Origin of the sequence: Aeromonas sp. QDB62 (assembly GCF_027705695.1) — a bacterium.
Taxonomy (GTDB): domain Bacteria; phylum Pseudomonadota; class Gammaproteobacteria; order Enterobacterales; family Aeromonadaceae; genus Aeromonas; species Aeromonas allosaccharophila.
Genome location: NZ_JAPDCD010000017.1, coordinates 1 through 20,786, shown reverse-complemented (window position 1 = coordinate 20,786; position 20,786 = coordinate 1). Strand labels below are relative to the sequence as shown.

Sequence of the window (20,786 nt, the reverse complement as noted above, 5' to 3'; positions counted from 1 at the left end):
CGATGCATACCCGCTGATGAGATCCCCCCGACAAAAGCCACATGCGAGCCCCTCGCTATGTAACAAAATGTCTTGGGCACAATTTGGGCTTGAACCCACCCCATTAGATAGATATGTTGTTTTCGTGTGATTTTATGAATGAAGCCATGAGCAATAAATGTCTCTAACCTGTTGAGTCTTCTGACACAATCTGTTTTTGGTACATTTTTCACTCAACCACTATTCATAGCATCTCATATGGGGCTTTTGTCCCGCTCAAGACATTCATCCTGTCTTGCCTGTTGCCGGATGCAGCAGTCTCTTGTGCCACGGAGTCGCACGGGATCAGGTTCAAGGCCGAACACACCACCGACAGAGACGTCACTTATGATCAAAAAACTGATTCTTTCTACCCTGCTGTTTTGCGGGATCGCCACGGCGGCGCCGACCCCAGCCCCCACGTCCACCCTGGATGCCGTGCTCGAACGCGGCGTGCTGCGAGTTGGCTTCGATGCGGGCTATCAACCCTTTGAAATGACCAACAAGCAGGGCCAATACATCGGCTTTGACGTGGATCTGGCCAAGATGGTCGCCAAAGAGATGGGCGTGAAGGTCGAGTTCGTCAACACCGCCTGGGATGGCATCATTCCGGCGCTCTTGACCAACAAGTTCGACGTCATCATGGGCGGCATGACCGTCACTCCCCAGCGCAACCTGCGAGTCAACTTCGCCGATCCTTACATCGTGGTCGGCCAGACCATAGTCCTGCGCAAAGAGAAAGCGGGCGAAATCAAATCCTTCACCGACCTCAACGATCCCAAGTACAAGATCGCGGTCAAGCTCGGCACCACCGGCGAGCAGGCGGTCAAGCGCCTGATCCCCAAAGCCACCCTGCTGCAGTTTGAAACCCAGGATGACGCCAAGCTGGAAGTGATCAACGGCAAGGTCGATGCCTTCGTCTATGACCTGCCCTACAACGCCATCTTCGCCTCCCAGAATCAGGGCGCCGTGGTGCACCTCGACAAGCCGTTCACCTTCGAGCCACTGGCCTGGGCCATCCGCAAAGGGGATCAGGACACCCTCAACTGGTTTAACAACTACCTGCGCCAGATCAAGGGCGATGGCAGCTACGACCGTCTCTACAAGAAGTGGTTCGAATCCAATACCTGGCTGAACCAGCTCAAATAACCTCCGGGGGGCGGCATATGCCGCCCCTGCACCACGCAGCTCCCCACACAATAACGAGAAGAGGTTGTGACTGTGCACACACCCAAACCGACAAGACAGATGGAAAAACAGCCCAATCAGCTACTCTGGCAGGGCGTCTTCCTGCTGATGCTGCTGGTTGCGGTATTCGGCATCTACAAGGCTGTCCAGTCCGTGGATTACACCTGGCGCTGGGAACGCATTCCCCAATACATCGCCTATCAGGCGGAACAGAAGAATCTGGCCGAATTTGACGGCACCGTGATTGCAGGCACCAGCGAGGCCGAGAAGGGCAAGCTGTTCCTGCAAGACGATCTCGACCCCAATGTGCGGCAAGCCATCGCCAGCACCGGCGTACAAGTCGCCGAAGGGGATACCATTTTTCGTGGCGATACCCTCGACACCCAGCTGAGCTGGACCGCAGGCCCCATCGCCTGGGGCGTCTGGGTCACCGTCAAGCTCTCGCTGGTGGCGGGCATCTTCGCCATCCTGCTCGGCACGCTGGCCGGGCTGGCGCGTCTCTCCCCCAACCCAGCCCTGCGCAATCTGGCGGTCACTTACGTGGAGCTCATCCGCGGCACGCCGCTGCTGGTGCAGATCTTCATCGTCTACTTCTTTATCGGCACCGTGCTGAACCTCGATCGCTTCACCGCCGGGGTCGCCGCGCTGGCGGTCTTTACCGGCGCCTATGTGGCGGAGATCGTCCGCGCCGGTATCAGCTCCATCCACAAGGGGCAGATGGAGGCGGGCCGCAGCCTGGGTATGACCTCGGCCCAGACCATGCGCTACGTCATTCTGCCGCAGGCGTTCAAACGGGTGCTGCCGCCGCTGGCAGGCCAGTTCATCAACCTGATCAAGGACTCCTCGCTGGTCTCGGTCATCTCCATCACCGATCTGACCAAGGCGGGACGCGAGGTGGTCAGCTCCACCTTCAGCCCGTTCGAGGTGTGGTTTACCGTGGCCCTGCTCTATCTGGTGCTCACCGGCACCCTCTCTTTCCTGGTGCGTCGTCTCGAGGTGAAATATGCGCGCAGCAACTGATCCCATTATCAAGGTGCAACAGGCATCGATAAGTGCTGCCATCACCGGTACCCCCAGCGCCTTCCCGGTTCGTTTTCTGGAGGCGAAATATGCGTACAGCAACTGATCCCATCATCAAGGCGACCGGCGTAGAGAAGTTCTACGGCACCGAGGTGCACGCCCTGAAAAACGTCAGCACCCAGGTGGCTGAAGGGGAAGTGGTGGTGATCGTCGGCCCCAGCGGCTCGGGCAAATCGACCTTCCTGCGCACCCTCAACCAACTGGAGACCATCAACGACGGCAACATCGTGGTCGATGGCATCTGCCTGACCGAGCCGGGCGACGTCAACAAGCTGCGGGAAGAGGTGGGCATGGTGTTCCAGTCCTTCAACCTCTTCCCCCACCTGACGGTACTGGACAACATCACCCTCGCCCCGCAGAAGGTGCGCGGCCTGTCGCGCCGTGATGCCGAAGACAGAGCCAAGGCGCTGCTGCTGAAAGTGGGACTGTCGGTGAAAGCGGCCAGCTACCCGTCCCAGCTCTCCGGCGGTCAGCAGCAGCGGGTGGCGATCGCCCGGGCGCTCGCCATGCAGCCGCGCATCATGCTGTTTGACGAGCCGACCAGTGCGCTGGACCCCGAGATGGTGGGTGAAGTGCTGGATGTGATGAAGGGGCTGGCCCGCGAGGGGATGACCATGGTGGTGGTGACCCACGAGATGGGCTTTGCCCGCGAAGTGGCGGATCGGGTGCTCTTTATGGAGAGTGGCGAACTGCTGGTGGATGAGAAGCCTGCCGACTTCTTCGACAATCCCCCCTCTCCGCGTCTGCGCCAGTTCCTGAGTCAGGTGCTGTAGCGACCACAACACAGTGGATAGACGAAGAGGGACCCAGGGTCCCTCTTCTTGTTCTTCATGCAGGGTGTTCTTCATGCAGGAGCCCCCCATCCGCTGAACCCGAGTCCCCCTCTCATCGGCTCAGCGCGGGGACTTTCCCAGATAGCGCTCCACGATGCTCCTCACCCCGTCACGTTTCTTGAGCAGGTAAAGCTCCTTGTCAAACTGCTCGATAAAGGCCTGCTTGTAGGGGAACTCCCCCTTGCGGCTGTAACCGAGAAACCCCTGCTCCTTGCTGAGCACGGGGCCCTGCTTGAGCAAGGACATATCGGTCACCGCCAGTTGCGATCCCTGTATCATTTTGAACAGTTCATAGAGCAGCGAGATACGGTCATTGACGGTGCAGTCGATACGGCCACGCACTATCTTGAGCAGATTTTCCCGATTGCTTTTCACCTCCTCCACATCGATCTGCTTCTCTTTCACTGCCTGCCAGAAGAGATCGCCTCCCACGGTGAAACCGGCATTGATTCCGAAGCGAAGACCGCTGTAGTCATCAGGAAACCGTGCCTGCGGGGTATTGGCTGCCACACTGGCGCCGCACATCACTACCAGCTCTTCATCGAGTATCGGCTGGGAGTAGGGCCAGATATAAGGGCGAGCATCGGGCAGATAGTAGGGAGGGAAAATGGCAAACGCACTGCCCCGCTCCACCAGGCTCAGGCCGCGGCGCCAGGGCATGGGTTTGAGCACCACCTCATAGTCACTCATGGAAGCTGTCACTTCACGAATGATATCGGCATAGATACCCCTGACCTCCTCCCCCTCCTGCCAGGAGTAGGGGGGATAGGCGGCATCCGCCAGGATCTCGACCCGGGTCTTGGCGTGCGCCATCATGCACAACCCCAGCAACAAGCAGCACCATACGCGCATAAGCCAGATCCTCCTGAACAAGCCTGCATCAAGCATAGCCATCCGCCGTGCCTTCCTCTGCGGTTGCAGCACCCTCTTTTCCGCTATTTCTACGCCGACGGAAAATGTTAATGAATTATTAAAGCCATCCTTTATGCTGGAGAGCAATTGCTCTGAATGGATGGCCGCTATGAATGTGCAACTGCTTCTGCTCTACCTCTCCCCGATTTTTCTGGCCTTTGTCGGCTGGGAGATGCTCTACCTGCGCAAACATGGCGCCGCCTTCCCCACCGCCACCTACCAGTGGCGAGACTTGTTCGCCAACGCCGCGCTGGCCCTGATGCATCAGGGAGGCGATGCGCTGGCGGCCATCGCCATCGCTTATCTGTATGACACCCTCTGGGGCTGGCGGCTGTTCGATATCGAGCTGAACCTCTGGAGCGTGCTGCTGCTGTTCCTGTTGCAGGATCTCTGCTACTGGCTGTTCCACTTCACCAGCCACCATGTGCGCTGGTTGTGGGCGTCCCATGTGGTGCACCACAGCTCGGAGCGACTCAACCTCTCCACCGCCTTTCGCCAGAGCCTGATGTACCCAATCTCCGGCATGTGGCTGTTCTGGATCCCGATGATTGTCATCGGCTTCCCGCCCGAGGCGGTGGTCGCCACCGTGCTGCTCAGCCTGGGCTTCCAGTTCTTCGTCCACACCCAGGTGGTGGGCAAACTCGGCTGGCTTGAGTGGATCTTCAACACCCCCTCCCACCACAGGGTGCACCACGCCAGCAACGCCAAGTACATAGACCGCAACTTTGCCGGGGTGCTGATTATCTGGGATCGGCTGTTCGGCACCTTTGTCGAAGAAGACCCGGCCGAGCCGTGTCGCTTTGGCATCACCAAGCCGATCCACAGCTTCAACCCCCTCACTCTCACCTTCCATGAGTGGCGCGACATGCTGCGTGATGCCCGAGGCCTGCCATGGCGACAAAAGCTCGCCGTTTTGTTTGGCAAACCGGCCGGGCCTGCCAGTCGCTGAGCCCTCGCCCCAAATAACAAAGTCCGGATAGCAAGTCCCTGATAACCAGTCCCTGATAACAAAGAGAGCGCCACGGTGGCGCTCTCTTTATATGGTCAATCACATCTTCGATATCAGAGATGGGCGAACGACCAGACGGCGGGGATCAGGCTCAGCAAGGTCACTCCGGCCAGCCATCGCTCGCGGCCGCTCAGGCGCAGATCCGCCCCCAGCTGACGGCGGCTGTAGAGAAACAGCAGCAGGCCCGGCCCGTAGAGCAGTAAGGAGAGCAGCAGATACTCCACCCCGGCGGCATAGAGCAGCCAGAAGCCGTAACCACTCGACACCAGCGCCACCGTCCGCATCAGGCTCTGGCCCTGCCCTCCGTCCCCCTTCCTGCTGAACGAGAGCTTGAGCAGAAACAGGCCGATCAGCAGGTAGGGCACCAGGATCATCGAGGTCGAGATAAGCAATAAGCTGGTGTAGCCCTTGCCGAGCAGCCACACCAACAGCAGGCATGTCTGCACCGTCAGACTGGTGAGCCAGAGCGATGCGATGGGGGTGCCGTTGCGGTTCTGGCGCCGGAAGATGGCGGGAAACGCACCGTGACGGGCCGCGCTGAACGGCACCTCGGCCGAGAACAGGGTCCAGCTCACGTAAGAGGCGAGCACCGAGACGATAAGGCCGACACTGATCAGCACCTTGCCCCAGGAGCCGGTCATCTGGGCCATCAGCCCTGCCATGGAGGGGTTGGGCAGGGCAGCCAGTTCGGGGCGACTCAATATCCCCAGCGCCAGCACCGAGATAAGCACATAGAGCAGCAGCGCCAACACCACGCCGAGCACGGTGGCCGTGCCCACATCCCGTCGGTTTCTGGCGCGGGCCGACAGCACTGCCGCCCCCTCGATGCCGGTAAAGACCCAGAGGGTGATCAGCATGGTATTGCGCACCTGCTCGGAGACCGGCACCGCCAGGGTGCTGCCCTGCTGATCCGCCGCGAAGGTGACCGGATCGAACCAGTAGCAGGCGAACAGGATAAACAGCAGCAGCGGCAGGCTCTTGGCCAGAGTCGCCACCAGATTGAACAACGCCGCCTGCTGCACACCACGGGCCACCAGCAGGTGCACCGCCCAGAGGATGCAGGATTCACCGACAAACGCCGCCAGGGTATTGCCATCACCAAACCAGATCTGCTCGGGGGTATCGATAAAGCTGCCCAGCGCCGCAAAGGCGATCACCAGATAGCCCACCACGCCGATGGTGGCACAGAGCCAATATCCCCAGGCGGAGAAGAAGCCCACCAGATCGCCAAAACCGGCGCGGGCGAAGCTATAGATGCCGCCGTCGAGATCCGGCCTGAGCCGCGACAGATAGAGAAAACTCATGGCGAGCGCCAGGATGCCCACCCCGGTCACACCCCAGCCGATCAGCACGGCGCGCGCGCCAGCCACCTCGGCCATGTTCTGGGGCAGGCTGAAAATTCCCGCCCCTACCATGGAGCTGAACACCAGCGCGGTGAGGGACCAGAGCCCAATCTTGTTCTCTTTCATGGGGGCTCCTTAGCGCAACCGGCTGCTCAGCGCCTGAATATGCTCGGGGCCGATGCCGCAGCAACCACCGATCAAATTCGCACCGGCTGCGCGCCAGCGCTCGGCCCAGCCGAGATAATCCAGCGGCCCCAGATCGGCGCGGATCTCGTCCAGCCCGTCATTGGCGGTGGCCTCCTTGGGTTGCGGCGGGAAGGCGTTGGCATAGGCACCGAGGCGAATGTCAGCGCGGCCCACTGCCTGCAACCTGTCACCGGCCACCTTCAACGCGGCCTCAATCACTTCGGGCTGACAGCAGTTGAACAGGATGGCATCCACCCCGGCCGCCACCAACGCGCTAACCGCATCGGCCACCCGCTCGCCGGAACGCAGTCGCGGCTCGTTGCCCGGCGCCTCATCTTCCAGGGTGAAGGAGACCCAGAACGGCTTGCCGTCCTTGGGCAACAGGGCCCGGATGGCCAGCGGCTCGGCAATCAGGCTCATGGTCTCCGCCAGCCAGATATCCACATAAGGTGACAGCGCCCGGATAAGCGGCGTGGCAAGCTCGCTCACCCTGTCCGCCTTGAACAGATCGGCACGGTAAGAGCCAAAGAGCGGCGGCAGCGAACCCGCCACCTGCACGGCGCCATGCTGATCGTCAGCCACCTCGCGGGCCAGTTGACCAGCCAGGGCTGCCAGCCCCTCCCCGTCGGCAAAGAAGCGCTCATCGCCGATATGAAACGGCACCAGCGCATAGCTGTTGGTGGTGATGACCCTGGCCCCGCTCGCCACATAGGCCTGATGCACCTCACGCACCGTCTCGGGCGCCTCCATCAAGGCCAGCGCCGACCACTCGGGCTGACGAAACGGTGCCCCCCGCCGTGCCAGCTCGCGCCCCATGCCCCCATCCAGCACCCACAATTCCCTGGTTTCCATCTGTCGTGTCTCTTTGTTATGTGCGTTGTTTATGTGCGTATTTATCTGTTTGTTTTGTTGATCTGCGGTTTCGCGTCGAATCGCTGCAGATCGTCCGGCTTCATCCTGGGAAGCCCTTTTATTATGAAGCCATAAAAACATATAGATGTTTAGATGGCCAAAACAAGATAAAACAAAGCGCCACGGGCGGCAATCAGTATCAGCAGAAATCAGCATGCGACCGGCAAGGCAAATGCAGAAATGCAAGAGGCCACCCGAAGGTGGCCTCATCACTATCTTGATCCGCTGGCGGCTTAACGCCCTGCCAGCACTCGCTTGATCTGTTTGACCCAGTCGGAGACCCGACCCTGCTGCGGCAAGCCACGCCAGATCTGCTCCCACTGGGCAGGGCTGAGCGGACGACCGAGGAGACGCTGTACGCCTGCATAGAGGTAGTCATGAGCCGTGGTGGCCGCATGGCTGGAGGTGAGGAATTTGGAGACCGGATCGGTCAACCGCACATCCCGCATGCCGAGCAGCGGATAGTCGTTGTGCACCGCCGCCAGCATGGTCTCGCGCATGGCGGACTCGATGTAGCCACGGGCAAACAGGGCGGTCACCGACTCCAGCGATCCTTGATCCGGGCCGTGGTACTGCTCATCAAAAACTGGGCTCGGCTCTGCCATGCCGCTTTGCACCACCGCATCGGGATCCGGCTGCGGCACGACCACGGCGGGCTTGGGAGCTGCCGGCTTGGCAGCCACCGTGGCTTTGCGCGGCGCACTCTGGCTACAGGCACCCAGTGCCAGGGCGAGCGCGACACAGGCCAGCGCACGGGAATGAGACTGCATCTTCATGACTCTATGTCGCTCCTTTTACGATTCCTGAACTGGCTTTTCGGCCACCACCGGTTCGACCCGGGTAACCAGCAGCTGATCGATCTTGTAACTGTCGATATCGACCACTTCGAACTTGTAACCGGCGTATTTGACCGAGTCGGTGCGCTTGGGGATCTTGCGCAGCATATACATGATGAAGCCGGCAATGGTCTCGTAGTTCTGGTTCTCGGGGAACTCTTCGATATCGAAGGCGCGCATCACGTCGGAGATAGGGGTCACCCCGTCCACCAGCCAGGAGTTCTCGTCACGCTGGACGATCTGCTCTTCCACCACGTGAGTCGCCCACTCGCCCATCACGGTACTCATCAGGTCGTTCATGGTGACGATCCCCACCACCAGCGCGTACTCGTTCATCACCACGGCAAAGTCGCCACGATGATTTTTGAAGTACTCCATCGCCTCATAGAGGTTCAGGGTATCGGGGATGATGATGACGTTCTGCACCAGATTGCCGCCGATGAGATCGATGCTTTGGCCACTGATGACGCGGATCAGCAGCTCTTTGGCATCGACGAAGCCCTTGATGCTGTCGAGGTTGTGGTCACAGACCAGAAACTTGTTGTGAGGGTGCTCGGCGATCTTCGCCTTGATGCTCTCTTCACTCTCTTGCAGGGTGAAGTAGATCAGGCTCTCGCGGGCCGTCATGGCGGAGGTAACGCCAAGGGATTGCAGCTCGAACACGTTCTCGATGAGCTGATGCTCCTCGCGCTGGATAACGCCGGCCTCAGCGCCTGCATCCATCACCGCATAGATATCGTCGGAGGTGATCTCGTCGTTGCGCACCGTGGAGACGCGCAGCAGGCGGAACAGGGAGTTGGCCAACCCGTTGAAGACCCACACCAGCGGCATCAGCACGGTGACGAAGAAGAGCATGGGGCGCACCACCACCACGGCAATCTGCTCGGGCATGGTCATGGCCAGACGCTTGGGCATCAGGTCGGCGATCAGGATAAACATGCCGGTGACGAACACGAAGGAGGCACCGGAGCTGATCTCGCCAAGCCAGGGGCCCTGGTAGAACTGGGAGACAATCTCCTTGATGGCGGGGTTGAGGGCAGACTCACCCAGGATACCGCCCAGAATGGCGACGGTATTGAGGCCAATCTGCACCACGGTGAAAAAGTTACCCGGCTGGGCCTGCAGGGCCAGCACCTTTTCGGCCTGGCGATTGCCTTCATCCGCCATCACCTGCAACTTGATTTTGCGAGACGCGGCGAGAGAGATCTCGGAGAGGGAGAAAAACACACTGCCGCCTACCAGCAGCATTAAAAAGAACAAACTATCGGCAAAACTCATGATGAACCTATTGCTACACCCGCCTTAGCACAAGACGGCAAACTGGGCCCGGGAGACCGGACCGTGAGTCCATCCGGGACTCACACAGGGGACGTATTCTATCAGAAAACAGCCAGTTGGGGGCTTTATCTTACTCCGACCAGTTATGCAACAAAAAAGGCGCTTCACGCGCCTTTTTATTCACTTCCGGTCAGCCCTTGCCCAGCAGGGAGCCCAGATCGTCCGCCTTGGTGTGGCGCACATCCTTGCCTTTCACGTAGTAGACGATGTACTCGCAGATGTGCTGGCAGCGATCGCCGACCCGCTCGATGGCACGCGCCGCCCACAACACGTTGAGGACCTGGGGGATGGTGCGGGGATCTTCCATCATGTAGGTCATCAGCTCGCGGATGATGGACTCGTACTCACGGTCTACCTTGTCATCTTCCTTGTAGACCGCCAGCGCTGCATCCAGATCCATGCGGGCGAAGGCGTCGAGCACATCGTGCAGCATCTTGATGGTGCGACGGCCCATGTTCTCCAGCGACACCAGCGGCGGCTGCGGCTTGTTGGCGTTGTCGGTCAGCATGCGGGCGATCTTGTCGGCCACGTCGCCAATGCGCTCCAGATCGGTGATGGTCTTGATGATGGCCATCACCAGTCGCAGGTCGGACGCTGTCGGCTGACGCTTGGCGATGATGCGAGTGCACTCCTCGTCGATCGCCACTTCCATGGCGTTGACCTTGTGGTCGTTGGCCACGATTTTGCGCGCTGCATCGAGATCCTGATCGTGGATCGCCGCGATGGCATCGGTGAGCTGCTGCTCCACCAGACCACCCATCACCAGCACCTGATTGCGCACGCTCTCTAGCTCGGCATTGAACTGACCGGAGATGTGTTTATTGAGGTTCATATTGTCCATACAAATAATCCTTGATGCTCCGAGTATGCCCTAGTCGTGGAACCGACTGCCAATCTGTTTGCTGAGGTTCATCCTTTCCTCTCCTTAGCCGTAACGACCGGTGATGTAGTCTTCGGTCTTCTTCTTGGCCGGGGTAGTGAAAATGGTGTTGGTATCCGAGTACTCGATAAGCGCGCCCATGTACATGAAGGCGGTCTGATCCGACACCCGCGCCGCCTGCTGCATGTTGTGGGTCACGATCACCACGGTGAACTGGCTCTTGAGCTCGTTGATCAGCTCCTCGATGGTGAGGGTGGAGATGGGGTCGAGCGCCGAGGTCGGTTCGTCGAGCAGCAACACTTCCGGCTCGATGGCAATGGCACGGGCAATCACCAGACGCTGCTGCTGACCACCGGAGAGACCGAAGGCGTTGTCGTGCAGACGGTCCTTCACCTCATCCCACAGGGCCGCACCACGCAGGGAGCGCTCGGCGGCTTCATCCAGAGTGCGGCGATCGTTGATCCCCTGCAGGCGCAGGCCATAGACCACGTTCTCGTAAATGGACTTGGGGAAGGGGTTCGGGCGCTGGAACACCATGCCCACCTGACGACGCAAAGCGGAGACATCGACGCTCTTGTCATAGATGTTGTGGCCGTGCAGCTGGATCTCCCCCTCGATGCGGCAGATCTCCACCAGATCGTTCATCCGGTTGATGCAGCGCAGCAGGGTCGATTTGCCACAGCCGGACGGGCCGATAAAGGCGGTCACCTGCCCCTTGGGGATCTTCATGTTGACGTTGAACAGCGCCTGCTTGCTGCCGTAGTACAGGTTGAGATCCTTCACCTCCAGCGCGGTCTGCTCCGGGCTCAGGTTGAGCAGGTCCAGCGCGGTGTGCTGGGTGGACGTGGTCGTTACGTTGATCATCTTTTACCTCAAAATCAGTCTGGAGTAGCCGGACTCTTGCCAGCGACTGCCATGATTGCTGCTGACAGATGGCGGCACTCTTTGGTCCGCACATCTGTTCTCTCGATCTTGTCTCAAGGACGCCGGATTAATGCTCCAGCGACCGGAATTTCTCGCGCAAGTGGTTACGAATGCCGATTGCGGTCAGGTTAAGGCCCACGATCACCGTCACCAGCAGGAAGGAGGTGGCGTAGACCAGCGGGCGGGCCGCCTCGACGTTGGGGCTCTGGAAGCCGACGTCATAGATGTGGAAGCCCAGGTGCATGAACTTGCGCTCCACATGCAGATACGGGAAGTTGCCATCCATCGGCAGGGTCGGCGCCAGTTTCACCACCCCCACCAACATCAGCGGCGCCACTTCACCGGCCGCACGGGCAATCGCCAGAATAAGGCCGGTCATGATGGCCGGGCTCGCCATCGGCAGCACGATGCGCCACAGGGTCTCGGCCTGGGTGGCACCCAGTGCCAGCGAGCCCTGACGGATGGTGCTCGGGATCCGCGCCAGCCCCTCTTCGGTGGAGACGATCACCACCGGCAGGGTCAGGATGGCCAGGGTCAGCGCCGACCAGATCACGCCGGGTGAGCCAAAGGTCGGGCTCGGCAGCGCTTCCGGGTAGAACAGCTGATCCAGCGAACCACCGAGGGTGTAGACGAAGAAGCCCAGACCAAACACGCCGTAAACGATGGAGGGCACGCCCGCCAGGTTGATCACCGCGATGCGGATGATCTTGGTCAGGCTGTTCTTGCCCGCATACTCGTGCAGGTAAACCGCCGCCACCACCCCCAGCGGGGTCACGATGATCGCCATCAGGAACACCATGAAGACGGTGCCGAAGATGGCCGGGAACACCCCGCCCTCGGTGTTGGCTTCACGGGGATCGTCAGAGACGAACTTGCCGATCTGGTGGAACCAGTGGCCCACCTTGGCTAGCAGGCTCATGTCGTTGGGCCATACCACATCCAGCACCTTGGACATCGGCATGGTCACCAGCTCGCCACGCATATCCTTGACCGTGATGCTGTCTCTGTCCGCCTGGGCACGCAGGGAGAACAGCTCTTTTTCCAGCACCTGATAGCGGTCGTTGAGGGCCTGACGCTCGCTGGCCAGTTCGGCTTTGAGCTGATCGGTCAGCTTGTCATCCAGCTCGGCCTTGCGCTCTTTCAGGCGCAGCCGCTCCAGTTGATAGTTGATGCTGCCGATGTCCCCTTTTTGCAGATCGTTGGCTTGTTCGGAGAGGGCATTGGCTCGCGCCAGCACCCGTTGCAGGGCAGGATGCAGATCCGAGGTGAGCTCGCGGCCATCCTCTTTAACCCCGACGATATAGCCGTAGAAGTTGCCGTTGGTGGCACGCTCAACCATGGCCAGCTCGGCCGGCTGGCTCTGGGACTTGATGTCCGTCTCCAGCACCCAGCGAAAATCGAGGTCAACGAACTCGCGGTTGCCGGTCTTGACCAGATAGCGGGTCAGCAGCTCGCGCTCTTCCCCTTCCAGCGGCAGACCTGCGGCGCGCAGTCGCTCCACCGGCACCAGCTCGCGATCGTTGATCTCACCGATCAGCACGCTCTTGTTGCCGCTCGCGTCCTCCAGCTGCCACTCATAGATGGGGTGCGGCCAGAAGTAGACCAGACCACGCCAGCCGATCAGCAGCAGCAGACCCAGTACCGCCACCAGACTCAGGCTGACGGCACCGCCGGTCATCCAGATCCAGGGGGCCCCTGATTTAAACCACTTACCCATTGTCGATTCCTTGTCCATTACAGAGTCGCCCCTTACATCGAGCTGTATTTTTCACGCAACCGCTGACGGACAAACTCGGCCAGGGTGTTGAACATAAAGGTGAACACAAACAGGACGAAGGCGGCGAGGAACAGCACCCGATAGTGGGAGCTGCCCACTTCCGATTCCGGCATCTCCACCGCGATGTTGGCGGCGAGGGTACGCAGCCCCTGGAACATGGAGAAGTCCATGATGGGGGTGTTGCCGGTAGCCATCAGCACGATCATGGTCTCACCCACGGCGCGGCCAAGGCCCATCATCACCGCCGAGAAGATGCCAGGGCTCGCGGTGAGGATCACCACCCGGCTCAGGGTCTGCCACGGGGTGGCACCCAGCGCCAGCGAGCCCTGGGTCAGGTGCTTGGGCACCGAGAAGACCGCATCTTCGGCGATGGAGAAGATGGTGGGGATGACCGCAAAGCCCATGGCGATACCGACCACCAGCGAGTTGCGCTGGTCAAACTTGATGCCCATTTCGTGAGTCAGCCAGATGCGCGAATCGCCGTGCATAAAGGCATTCTCGATGAGCGGGCTCAGGGCGAAGGCACCCCAGCCAATCAGCAGCAGCACCGGGATCAGCAGGATGGCGTGCCACCCCTCCGGCAGCCAGGACTTGCCTCGCTCCGGCAGATAGTTCCAGATCAGCGCAGTCAGCAGCATCCCCATCGGCAGCAGCACCAGCAGCAGGATCACCCCGGGCAGCGCCCCCTCGATGATGGGTGCCAGCCACAGACCCGCCAGGAAACCGAGGATAACGGTCGGCAGCGCCGCCATGATCTCGACCGTCGGCTTGACGTATTTGCGCAGCCCCGCCGACATGAAGTAGGCGGTATAGATGGCACCGGCCACGCCGAGCGGTACAGCAAACACCATGGCGTAGAAAGAGGCTTTCAGCGTACCGAATACCAGCGGCACCAGACTCAGCTTGGCTTCAAAGTCGTTGCTGGCTGAGGTGGATTGCCACACATACTGGGGCTCCGGATACCCTTCATACCACACCTGTTGCCAGAGGGCAGACCAGGTCACTTCGGGGTGTTCGTTCTCCACCGAGAACAGCTTGAAGGTGTTCCCTTGCTGCATCAGCAACAGGTTATGACGGGGGGAGATGGCCAGGGCAGAGAGTTCGCCCCCTTCCACCGTCTCGGTCAGCAGCTTGGTCTCGCCGGTGGCGTGGAAGAAGCTGATGATGCCGTCCTTGTCGGCACTGATGAAGCCTTTGCGAAAGTGCTCGGGAGTCAGCAGATCCACCGCACCATCGCCCTTGAAGTCACGAATTTGGGTGAACTGGCGTTTGCCATCCTTCGCCACTTCGAACCACTGGGAGATGACGCCGTTGTCATTGCCGACCAGCAGCGAGGAGGCACCGGAGAGCAGCTGAACCCGGGTCACGTTGGCGTTGGAGGCATTGATCTCCAGCACGTTGCGCAGGGAGATTTCGCTCAGGTTATGAATGTCATAGACGGAGAGGCGATTGCCCTCGCGCACGAACAGGATCCGCAGATTGGGAGTCAGCAACATCTGATCCACATGGCGTGGCAGAGACGGAATAGTGTAGTTTTCACTGCTCCACTCAATCTCGCCGGAGAGGAAGTTCTCCTCACCGCTCATCACCGTCATCACGCCACGACCATCTTCGGTCACGGCGGCGGTCGCCATCTTGTCCTTGGTGGCTTCGAACACCATCAGCTGCAGCGCCTTCCCTTGCGGGTCGATCACCACCGGCTCTTCGCCGAAGGAATATTGCAGGCTGGGTTCAATCACCCGCACATCGTTGGGATAGGAGACCTTGAACGCCGGCTGGACGACCTGCGCCTTGCCATCGGCAAAACCGTAGGCGATCAGCCGCTGGCCCGGTGCCGGGGTCGCCACCGTGGTGATGTCACCGGCAACCTGGGCCTGACCCAGTGACTGGCCGACCTTGATCTTGTCATCTCCCTGCACCGCAAAGAAGTTCACCTGCCCTTTATCGCTGAAGCGATAGCCGATCTCGTTCTGCTCTTCCACGCCGAGCCAGGCGGTCTTCCCTGCGGCGGGCAGGGTAAACGAGGCGGTCGGCTCCATGGAGGCGCCATTGAAGATGGGTTTCACCACATAGAGCAGATAAAAGAAGATAAGCAACAGTGCCACCAGTACCAGGGCTCCGCCTGTGGTGACGCCATATTTGGCCAATTTATCCTTGATCCGGCGTTTTCTACTGCCCGCCATGACCAGGTTTAACGATTCCGATGACATGCAAGACCTCAATGTAAGCTAGGCTTCGCGGCATTATATGGCGGTTGCATGACAGTTTTGTTACATCGGAACCGCTTTAACAGCGGTTGTTAGCGGAAAAAAACGCGGGGATTATGTCGAAGGAAGGCGATCGCAATGCATTGTTTATAAAGAGATATTTATGAATGAAATCAGCAAGGGCAGCCTGCGCTGCCCCCGATTGATTCAGGAAAGGGTATCGTTTGATTGTTGCAGCGCCTGTTTGGCTGCCTTTTTCTCGGCACGGCGGCGCTTGAAGAAGGCTGACAACTGGGCCGAGCAGGCATCAGCCAGCACGCCGCCGGTCAGCTCAACCCTGTGGTTGTGGCGCGGGTCCTGCAAAATTTCGAACACCGACCCTGCGGCACCGGTCTTGAGATCCCGGGCGCCGTAAACCACCCGCTTGACCCGGCTATGAATAAGCGCTCCGGCACACATGCAGCAGGGCTCCAGCGTCACATACAGAGTGGTATCGAGCAGCCGGTAGTTCGCCAGCTGCTTGCCCGCCGCCCGGATTGCCATCACCTCGGCATGGGCACAGGCATCGTGCTCGCTGATGGAGCGGTTCCACCCCTCGCCCACCACCTGACCATCCAGCACCAGTACGGCACCGACCGGGATCTCGCCAATCCCTTCGGCCCGGGTGGCCAATGCCATGGCATGGCGCATCCACTGTTCGTCCTGCGCGGTCTGACTTGGTGCCTGACTCTGTGTCTCTGGGACCTCTGATGGTTTCACGCCCATCCCCTCTTTATATTGTTCAATTGTGCTGTTTGCATTCCCGCTATCCACACCTGTCAGATAATTCCATAGATAGCAGGCATAATAGCTCGCGGTGACAGGGCGGCGATTATGCCAAATCTGCGCGTCAGACCCAAGCCACATCCCGACTGAGCAATAAAGAAGCAATCGGCATCTCTATGATAAAAAAGGAGTTGCACCAGTTTGGCCATGCTATTAGACTTCTTCCCCGTCAGCCGAGTCTGACTCCGTCGGTGTGTAGCGCAGCCAGGTAGCGCATCTGCATGGGGTGTAGAGGGTCGGAGGTTCGAATCCTCTCACACCGACCATTTTCCCCGAGAATAGCCCAGTCAAACGACTGGGCTATTTTTTTGTCTCCGATTTATCCTCCTGACGCGGCCTGCCTATCAAGCACAAAAAACACTCAGAACCACTTGAATCTTTTTGCCGAACTCATTAAGATGCGCAACTTTCCGCCGGTAGACAAAACAGGGAGGTGGAAACACCAGTGAAGGGATCACTGTCCGGCTTGCGTTCAACACAGGACCAGGCATGCACCAGACCACAGATCTCACACCCGCCAATGCGCTTTATTCCGTTCCTCACGACACCCCTTGCCATACCGAAAACGAAGATGAACAGGTCGTCCAGCTCGATGTGATCGATCTTGCCGAACCGGATGATGACTATTGAGCCCGGCCAGATGGCCGCTCAATCCCCGGCACATCGCCTGTTCAACGCCCTCCGTTTCCCGCCCTTGGCGAGAAATCAGCAAAAAACGACAAACTGCTAATTCCATCGAGGATGGCAGTATTATTGACTGAAGCTTCTCCCCCCTCCCTCCCCGGCATTTCCCCCGGCAACTGATACAAACCTACGTTATTGCGCTTCACTTTCCATCGCTGCAGCCGCTGGTGCCAACAGAACCCACATCACCACCTCGAGTTTAAAACGTGCGTTCACCAACCAGCCCTAGCAATAGCAAAACCTTCATTGCCTTATTCAAACGCACTTTATACGGCTGTTTTGGCAAAGCCTGGAGTTAGGTCGGGATTTGTTTTTGCATTTGTAATTTTATTACGTAATAAGTTACGAAATGAGAGGCCAGGTAACAGCCCAAATTAGCCGTTGTCCGATGGGAAAAAGCAGGAGCATAACCATCTGCGTAGAGCTTTTATACCAATCCAATAAAACAATAAAAAACATAAACTTAACCACAGCGAGAAAACAGGCGTTTAAAAAAAACTGTTGACGTAATCAACAATATTTCGCACCTTATCAATCGTGTTATCCCGCTGTTACGGGAAGTTTGCAAGAACAGGAATTCGACTTTAGTCGTAGTTAGTAAGTTCAAAATGTAATTCCCAAAGGAGTGAACCTTATGTCGGCACCGGCTCAGACCCACTGCAGCGCCCGCCTTCGCATCCAGGGCGAGATGCTGCCCGAATACGCGCAAATTCTGACGCCGGACGCGGTGGCTCTGGTCTCCGAACTGGTGGAACGTTTTGCTCCCCAAAGAGGGGAATTGCTGAAACAACGTGTGGCACGTCAGGCCCGTATCGATGGCGGCGAGCTGCCGGACTTCCTGCCGGAAACCGCCCACATCCGTGAAGGTGACTGGACCATTCGCGGCATTCCCGCCGACCTGCAAGACCGCCGTGTGGAGATCACCGGCCCGGTCGAGCGCAAGATGGTGATCAACGCCCTCAACGCCAACGTCAAGGTGTTCATGGCGGACTTCGAGGACTCACTGGCCCCCGCTTGGAATAAAGTGATCGAGGGGCAAATCAACCTGCGCGATGCGGTCAACGGCACCGTCTCTTACACCAGTCCGGAAGGAAAGGCTTATACCCTGAACCCCAATCCGGCCGTCCTCATCTGCCGGGTGCGTGGTCTGCACCTGCCGGAAAAACATGTCACCTTCGATGGCGAGCCCATCCCCGGCGGCCTGTTCGATTTTGCCCTCTATTTCCTGCACAACTATCAGGCGCTGCTGGCCAAAGGCTCGGGCCCCTACTTCTACGTGCCCAAGTTGCAGAGCCATCTTGAAGGGCGCTGGTGGAGCGAAGTGTTCTCCTGGACCGAGGACAAGTTCGGCCTGCCCCGCGGCACCATCAAGGCCACCGTACTGATCGAAACCCTGCCGGCGGTATTCGAGATGGATGAGCTGCTCTATCAGATGAAGGATCACATAGTGGCGCTGAACTGCGGCCGCTGGGACTACATCTTCAGCTACATCAAGACCTTGAAGAACCACCCAGATCGCGTCCTGCCGGATCGTCAGGTGGTGACCATGGACAAGCCGTTCCTCTCCGCCTACTCGCGGCTGCTGATCAAGACCTGTCACAAGCGCGGTGCGCTGGCGATGGGTGGCATGGCGGCCTTTATCCCGGCCAAGGATGCCGCCGTCAACGAGCAGGTGTTTGCCAAGGTCAAAGCCGACAAGGAGCGCGAAGCCAACAACGGCCACGACGGCACCTGGGTCGCCCACCCCGGCCTCGCTGATACGGCAATGGCGGTGTTCAACGCCACCATTGCGGCTGGCGCCAAGAACCAGATCGGCGTGCTGCGCGAGCAGGATGCCCCCATCACCGCCGCCGACCTGCTGGCCCCCTGTGAGGGCGAGCGCACCGAGGCGGGGATGCGCACCAATATCCGGGTCGCCCTGCAATATCTGGAAGCCTGGATCAACGGCAACGGCTGCGTGCCCATCTACGGTCTGATGGAAGATGCCGCCACCGCCGAGATCTCCCGTACCTCCATCTGGCAGTGGATCCGCCACGGCAAGAGCCTGTCGAACGGCAAAGTGGTGACCAAGGAGCTGTTCCGCCAGATGCTGGCCGAAGAGCAGGAGGTGGTCAAAGCCGAGGTAGGTACCGAGCGCTGGCAGGCTGGACGCTTTGCCGAGGCAAGCGAACTGATGGAAGAGATCACCTGCGCCGATACCCTGATCGATTTTCTGACGCTGCCCGGTTACGAGCGGCTCTGAACTCCGGGCCTCCCCAGCGGAGCCCGCCAATAACAAGTCAATGGAAACGTGAAATCAATGAAAGAGGGAACTGATATGGCACTGACCCGTGAGCAACAGATCCAGGCTATCGAGAAAGACTGGGCGGAAAACCCCCGCTGGAAAGGGATCAAGCGCGGCTACAGCGCCGAAGATGTGGTGAACCTGCGCGGCAGCTTGCAGCCGGTGCACACCCTGGCCCAACGCGGCGCTGACAAGCTGTGGGAACTGATCCACGGTGACGCCAAAAAAGGCTACGTCAACTGCCTCGGCGCCCTGACCGGCGGTCAGGCAGTGCAGCAAGCCAAGGCGGGGATCGAAGCGATTTACCTCTCCGGCTGGCAGGTGGCGGCGGACAACAACCTGTCCTCCACCATGTATCCGGATCAGTCCCTCTACCCGGCCAACTCGGTGCCGTCAGTGGTGGAGCGCATCAACAACTCCTTCGCCCGTGCCGACCAAATCCAGTGGGCCAACAAGGTTGGGCCGCAGGACGAAGGCTTTATCGACTACTTCCTGCCGATCGTGGCCGATGCGGAAGCCGGTTTCGGCGGCGTGCTGAACGCCTTCGAACTGATGAAGGGGATGATTGAAGCGGGCGCCGCTGGCGTGCACTTCGAAGATCAGCTCGCTTCCGTCAAGAAGTGCGGCCATATGGGCGGCAAGGTGCTGGTACCGACTCAGGAAGCGGTGCAGAAGCTGGTTGCCGCCCGTCTGGCAGCCGATGTCTGCGGCACCACCACGCTAGTGATCGCCCGTACCGACGCCAACGCCGCTGACCTGTTGACCACCGATGCCGATCCGTACGATTCAGACTTCCTGACTGGCGAGCGCACTGCCGAAGGGTTCTACAAGGTTCGTGCCGGTATCGATCAGGCCATCGCTCGCGGTCTGGCTTACGCCCCCTACGCCGATATGGTGTGGTGTGAAACCGCCAAGCCGGATCTGGACGAAGCGCGTAAATTTGCCGAAGCGATCAAGGCCAAGTTCCCGGATCGCATCCTGGCTTACAACTGCTCCCCGAGCTTCAACTGGAAGAAGAATCTGGACGATGCCACCATCGCCCGCTTCCAGCAAGCGCTCTCCGACATGGGTTACAAGTACCAGTTCATCACCCTCGCGGGTATTCACAACATGTGGTTCCACATGTACGAACTGGCCTACCAGTACGCCCGTGGCGAGGGGATGAAGCACTACGTCGAGATGGTGCAGGAGCCGGAATTTGCCGCCGCCAGCCGTGGCTATACCTTCGTGGCACACCAGCAGGAGGTCGGTACCGGTTACTTTGACAAGGTGACCACCGTCATTCAGGGTGGCCAATCCTCGGTAACCGCGCTGACCGGCTCCACCGAAGAAGATCAGTTCCACTGATAGGCAGAGCCCTCTTGAGATAGCAAAACCCCGGCCTGAAGCCGTAATGCCAGTCAGTTAAGCCTGACTGGCATTGTTTTTATTGGCTTTTTTCACACTATACCTCTGGGGCCTTGGCTTCACGCAGCGGGGGTAACTTCGCTCCCTTCGTTCCGGCAGCACAAACTGTCCCGCTTGTTTCTCCAGGTCAGCTACCCGCTTCG

The 20,786-nt window shown here is 59.3% G+C and carries 18 protein-coding genes, 1 tRNA gene and 1 pseudogene; 9 read left to right on the top strand and 11 right to left on the bottom strand.

The window, feature by feature from the left end:
• The first annotated feature begins 366 nt into the window (after nucleotides 1-366).
• The 4 genes from OKC27_RS10285 to OKC27_RS10270 all read left to right on the top strand — a co-directional run bounded on the left by OKC27_RS10285 (nucleotide 367) and on the right by OKC27_RS10270 (nucleotide 3,059).
• Nucleotides 367-1,167, top strand: coding sequence for a transporter substrate-binding domain-containing protein (locus tag OKC27_RS10285; RefSeq protein ID WP_042060381.1), 801 nt, complete (start codon nucleotides 367-369; stop codon nucleotides 1,165-1,167).
• A gap of 99 nt (nucleotides 1,168-1,266) precedes the next feature.
• Complete coding sequence (locus OKC27_RS10280) at nucleotides 1,267-2,226, top strand: amino acid ABC transporter permease (protein WP_042060384.1); 960 nt, start codon at nucleotides 1,267-1,269, stop codon at nucleotides 2,224-2,226.
• Complete coding sequence (locus OKC27_RS10275) at nucleotides 2,210-2,332, top strand: hypothetical protein (protein ID WP_257696993.1); 123 nt, start codon at nucleotides 2,210-2,212, stop codon at nucleotides 2,330-2,332. The genes OKC27_RS10280 and OKC27_RS10275 overlap by 17 nt, the downstream gene beginning before the upstream one ends.
• Complete coding sequence (locus OKC27_RS10270) at nucleotides 2,316-3,059, top strand: amino acid ABC transporter ATP-binding protein (RefSeq protein ID WP_111806638.1); 744 nt, start codon at nucleotides 2,316-2,318, stop codon at nucleotides 3,057-3,059. Before OKC27_RS10275 ends, OKC27_RS10270 begins: the two co-directional genes overlap by 17 nt.
• Before the next feature lie 120 nt (nucleotides 3,060-3,179).
• Here the strand turns inward: OKC27_RS10270 and OKC27_RS10265 are convergent, their stop codons facing one another.
• Nucleotides 3,180-3,971 (bottom strand): substrate-binding periplasmic protein, encoded by a 792-nt coding sequence (locus tag OKC27_RS10265; RefSeq protein ID WP_182939333.1) that lies wholly within the window; start codon nucleotides 3,969-3,971, stop codon nucleotides 3,180-3,182.
• A gap of 169 nt (nucleotides 3,972-4,140) precedes the next feature.
• On the opposite strand from OKC27_RS10265, the gene OKC27_RS10260 reads away from it, so the two are divergent.
• A complete protein-coding gene (locus tag OKC27_RS10260; protein ID WP_213393253.1) occupies nucleotides 4,141-4,980 on the top strand; it encodes a sterol desaturase family protein in 840 nt (279 codons plus the stop codon).
• 113 nt (nucleotides 4,981-5,093) lie between these two features.
• Here the strand turns inward: OKC27_RS10260 and OKC27_RS10255 are convergent, their stop codons facing one another.
• The 9 genes from OKC27_RS10255 to tadA form a co-directional block, all read right to left on the bottom strand.
• On the bottom strand, nucleotides 5,094-6,509 hold the full coding sequence (locus tag OKC27_RS10255) for a basic amino acid/polyamine antiporter (RefSeq protein WP_182939331.1): 1,416 nt from the start codon (nucleotides 6,507-6,509) through the stop codon (nucleotides 5,094-5,096).
• A 9-nt stretch (nucleotides 6,510-6,518) separates the two neighbouring features.
• The gene (locus tag OKC27_RS10250; protein ID WP_213393249.1) at nucleotides 6,519-7,421 is read right to left on the bottom strand and encodes a homocysteine S-methyltransferase family protein; all 903 of its coding nucleotides are present in this window, start codon (nucleotides 7,419-7,421) and stop codon (nucleotides 6,519-6,521) included.
• A 293-nt stretch (nucleotides 7,422-7,714) separates the two neighbouring features.
• Nucleotides 7,715-8,257, bottom strand: coding sequence for a hypothetical protein (locus tag OKC27_RS10245; protein ID WP_270806210.1), 543 nt, complete (start codon nucleotides 8,255-8,257; stop codon nucleotides 7,715-7,717).
• Nucleotides 8,258-8,275: 18 nt separating this feature from the next.
• Nucleotides 8,276-9,595, bottom strand: a complete 1,320-nt coding sequence (locus OKC27_RS10240; RefSeq protein ID WP_042060394.1) for a hemolysin family protein — start codon at nucleotides 9,593-9,595, stop codon at nucleotides 8,276-8,278.
• A 190-nt stretch (nucleotides 9,596-9,785) separates the two neighbouring features.
• Nucleotides 9,786-10,496, bottom strand: coding sequence for a phosphate signaling complex protein PhoU (gene phoU / locus OKC27_RS10235; protein ID WP_042060395.1), 711 nt, complete (start codon nucleotides 10,494-10,496; stop codon nucleotides 9,786-9,788).
• An 84-nt stretch (nucleotides 10,497-10,580) separates the two neighbouring features.
• Complete coding sequence (gene pstB, locus OKC27_RS10230) at nucleotides 10,581-11,399, bottom strand: phosphate ABC transporter ATP-binding protein PstB (RefSeq protein WP_270806209.1); 819 nt, start codon at nucleotides 11,397-11,399, stop codon at nucleotides 10,581-10,583.
• 127 nt (nucleotides 11,400-11,526) lie between these two features.
• Nucleotides 11,527-13,176, bottom strand: coding sequence for a phosphate ABC transporter permease PstA (pstA, locus tag OKC27_RS10225; RefSeq protein ID WP_042655871.1), 1,650 nt, complete (start codon nucleotides 13,174-13,176; stop codon nucleotides 11,527-11,529).
• A gap of 32 nt (nucleotides 13,177-13,208) precedes the next feature.
• Nucleotides 13,209-15,446: an ABC transporter permease subunit gene (locus tag OKC27_RS10220; RefSeq protein WP_234603098.1), complete on the bottom strand. Its 2,238-nt coding sequence runs from the start codon at nucleotides 15,444-15,446 to the stop codon at nucleotides 13,209-13,211.
• A gap of 204 nt (nucleotides 15,447-15,650) precedes the next feature.
• Nucleotides 15,651-16,208 carry a tRNA adenosine(34) deaminase TadA gene (gene tadA, locus OKC27_RS10215; RefSeq protein WP_267967768.1) on the bottom strand — a complete coding sequence of 186 codons (558 nt, stop codon included), beginning with the start codon at nucleotides 16,206-16,208 and terminating at the stop codon, nucleotides 15,651-15,653.
• A gap of 249 nt (nucleotides 16,209-16,457) precedes the next feature.
• On the opposite strand from tadA, the gene OKC27_RS10210 reads away from it, so the two are divergent.
• From OKC27_RS10210 to aceA, 4 genes are all read left to right on the top strand, one after another.
• Nucleotides 16,458-16,534 (top strand) — tRNA-Pro (locus OKC27_RS10210).
• Between the two features lie 223 nt (nucleotides 16,535-16,757).
• Nucleotides 16,758-16,898: a hypothetical protein gene (locus OKC27_RS10205; protein ID WP_162851501.1), complete on the top strand. Its 141-nt coding sequence runs from the start codon at nucleotides 16,758-16,760 to the stop codon at nucleotides 16,896-16,898.
• Nucleotides 16,899-17,586: 688 nt separating this feature from the next.
• Entirely contained in the window at nucleotides 17,587-19,194 is a 1,608-nt protein-coding gene (gene aceB / locus OKC27_RS10200; RefSeq protein ID WP_182939326.1) for a malate synthase A, read from the top strand.
• 75 nt (nucleotides 19,195-19,269) lie between these two features.
• On the top strand, nucleotides 19,270-20,583 hold the full coding sequence (gene aceA, locus OKC27_RS10195) for an isocitrate lyase (protein WP_019446693.1): 1,314 nt from the start codon (nucleotides 19,270-19,272) through the stop codon (nucleotides 20,581-20,583).
• Between the two features lie 57 nt (nucleotides 20,584-20,640).
• On the opposite strand, the pseudogene OKC27_RS10190 reads toward aceA, so the two are convergent.
• Nucleotides 20,641-20,786: pseudogene (locus OKC27_RS10190) on the bottom strand (IS4 family transposase); the annotation flags it as partial.

Coding starts and splice junctions, on each gene's coding strand:
- OKC27_RS10285 (WP_042060381.1), top strand. CDS start 367: ATGATCAAAAAACTGATTCTTTCTACCCTGCTGTTTTGCGGGATCGCC.
- OKC27_RS10280 (WP_042060384.1), top strand. CDS start 1,267: ATGGAAAAACAGCCCAATCAGCTACTCTGGCAGGGCGTCTTCCTGCTG.
- OKC27_RS10275 (WP_257696993.1), top strand. CDS start 2,210: ATGCGCGCAGCAACTGATCCCATTATCAAGGTGCAACAGGCATCGATA.
- OKC27_RS10270 (WP_111806638.1), top strand. CDS start 2,316: ATGCGTACAGCAACTGATCCCATCATCAAGGCGACCGGCGTAGAGAAG.
- OKC27_RS10265 (WP_182939333.1), bottom strand. CDS start 3,971: ATGCGCGTATGGTGCTGCTTGTTGCTGGGGTTGTGCATGATGGCGCAC.
- OKC27_RS10260 (WP_213393253.1), top strand. CDS start 4,141: ATGAATGTGCAACTGCTTCTGCTCTACCTCTCCCCGATTTTTCTGGCC.
- OKC27_RS10255 (WP_182939331.1), bottom strand. CDS start 6,509: ATGAAAGAGAACAAGATTGGGCTCTGGTCCCTCACCGCGCTGGTGTTC.
- OKC27_RS10250 (WP_213393249.1), bottom strand. CDS start 7,421: ATGGAAACCAGGGAATTGTGGGTGCTGGATGGGGGCATGGGGCGCGAG.
- OKC27_RS10245 (WP_270806210.1), bottom strand. CDS start 8,257: ATGAAGATGCAGTCTCATTCCCGTGCGCTGGCCTGTGTCGCGCTCGCC.
- OKC27_RS10240 (WP_042060394.1), bottom strand. CDS start 9,595: ATGAGTTTTGCCGATAGTTTGTTCTTTTTAATGCTGCTGGTAGGCGGC.
- phoU (WP_042060395.1), bottom strand. CDS start 10,496: ATGGACAATATGAACCTCAATAAACACATCTCCGGTCAGTTCAATGCC.
- pstB (WP_270806209.1), bottom strand. CDS start 11,399: ATGATCAACGTAACGACCACGTCCACCCAGCACACCGCGCTGGACCTG.
- pstA (WP_042655871.1), bottom strand. CDS start 13,176: ATGGGTAAGTGGTTTAAATCAGGGGCCCCCTGGATCTGGATGACCGGC.
- OKC27_RS10220 (WP_234603098.1), bottom strand. CDS start 15,446: ATGTCATCGGAATCGTTAAACCTGGTCATGGCGGGCAGTAGAAAACGC.
- tadA (WP_267967768.1), bottom strand. CDS start 16,208: ATGGGCGTGAAACCATCAGAGGTCCCAGAGACACAGAGTCAGGCACCA.
- OKC27_RS10205 (WP_162851501.1), top strand. CDS start 16,758: ATGCACCAGACCACAGATCTCACACCCGCCAATGCGCTTTATTCCGTT.
- aceB (WP_182939326.1), top strand. CDS start 17,587: ATGTCGGCACCGGCTCAGACCCACTGCAGCGCCCGCCTTCGCATCCAG.
- aceA (WP_019446693.1), top strand. CDS start 19,270: ATGGCACTGACCCGTGAGCAACAGATCCAGGCTATCGAGAAAGACTGG.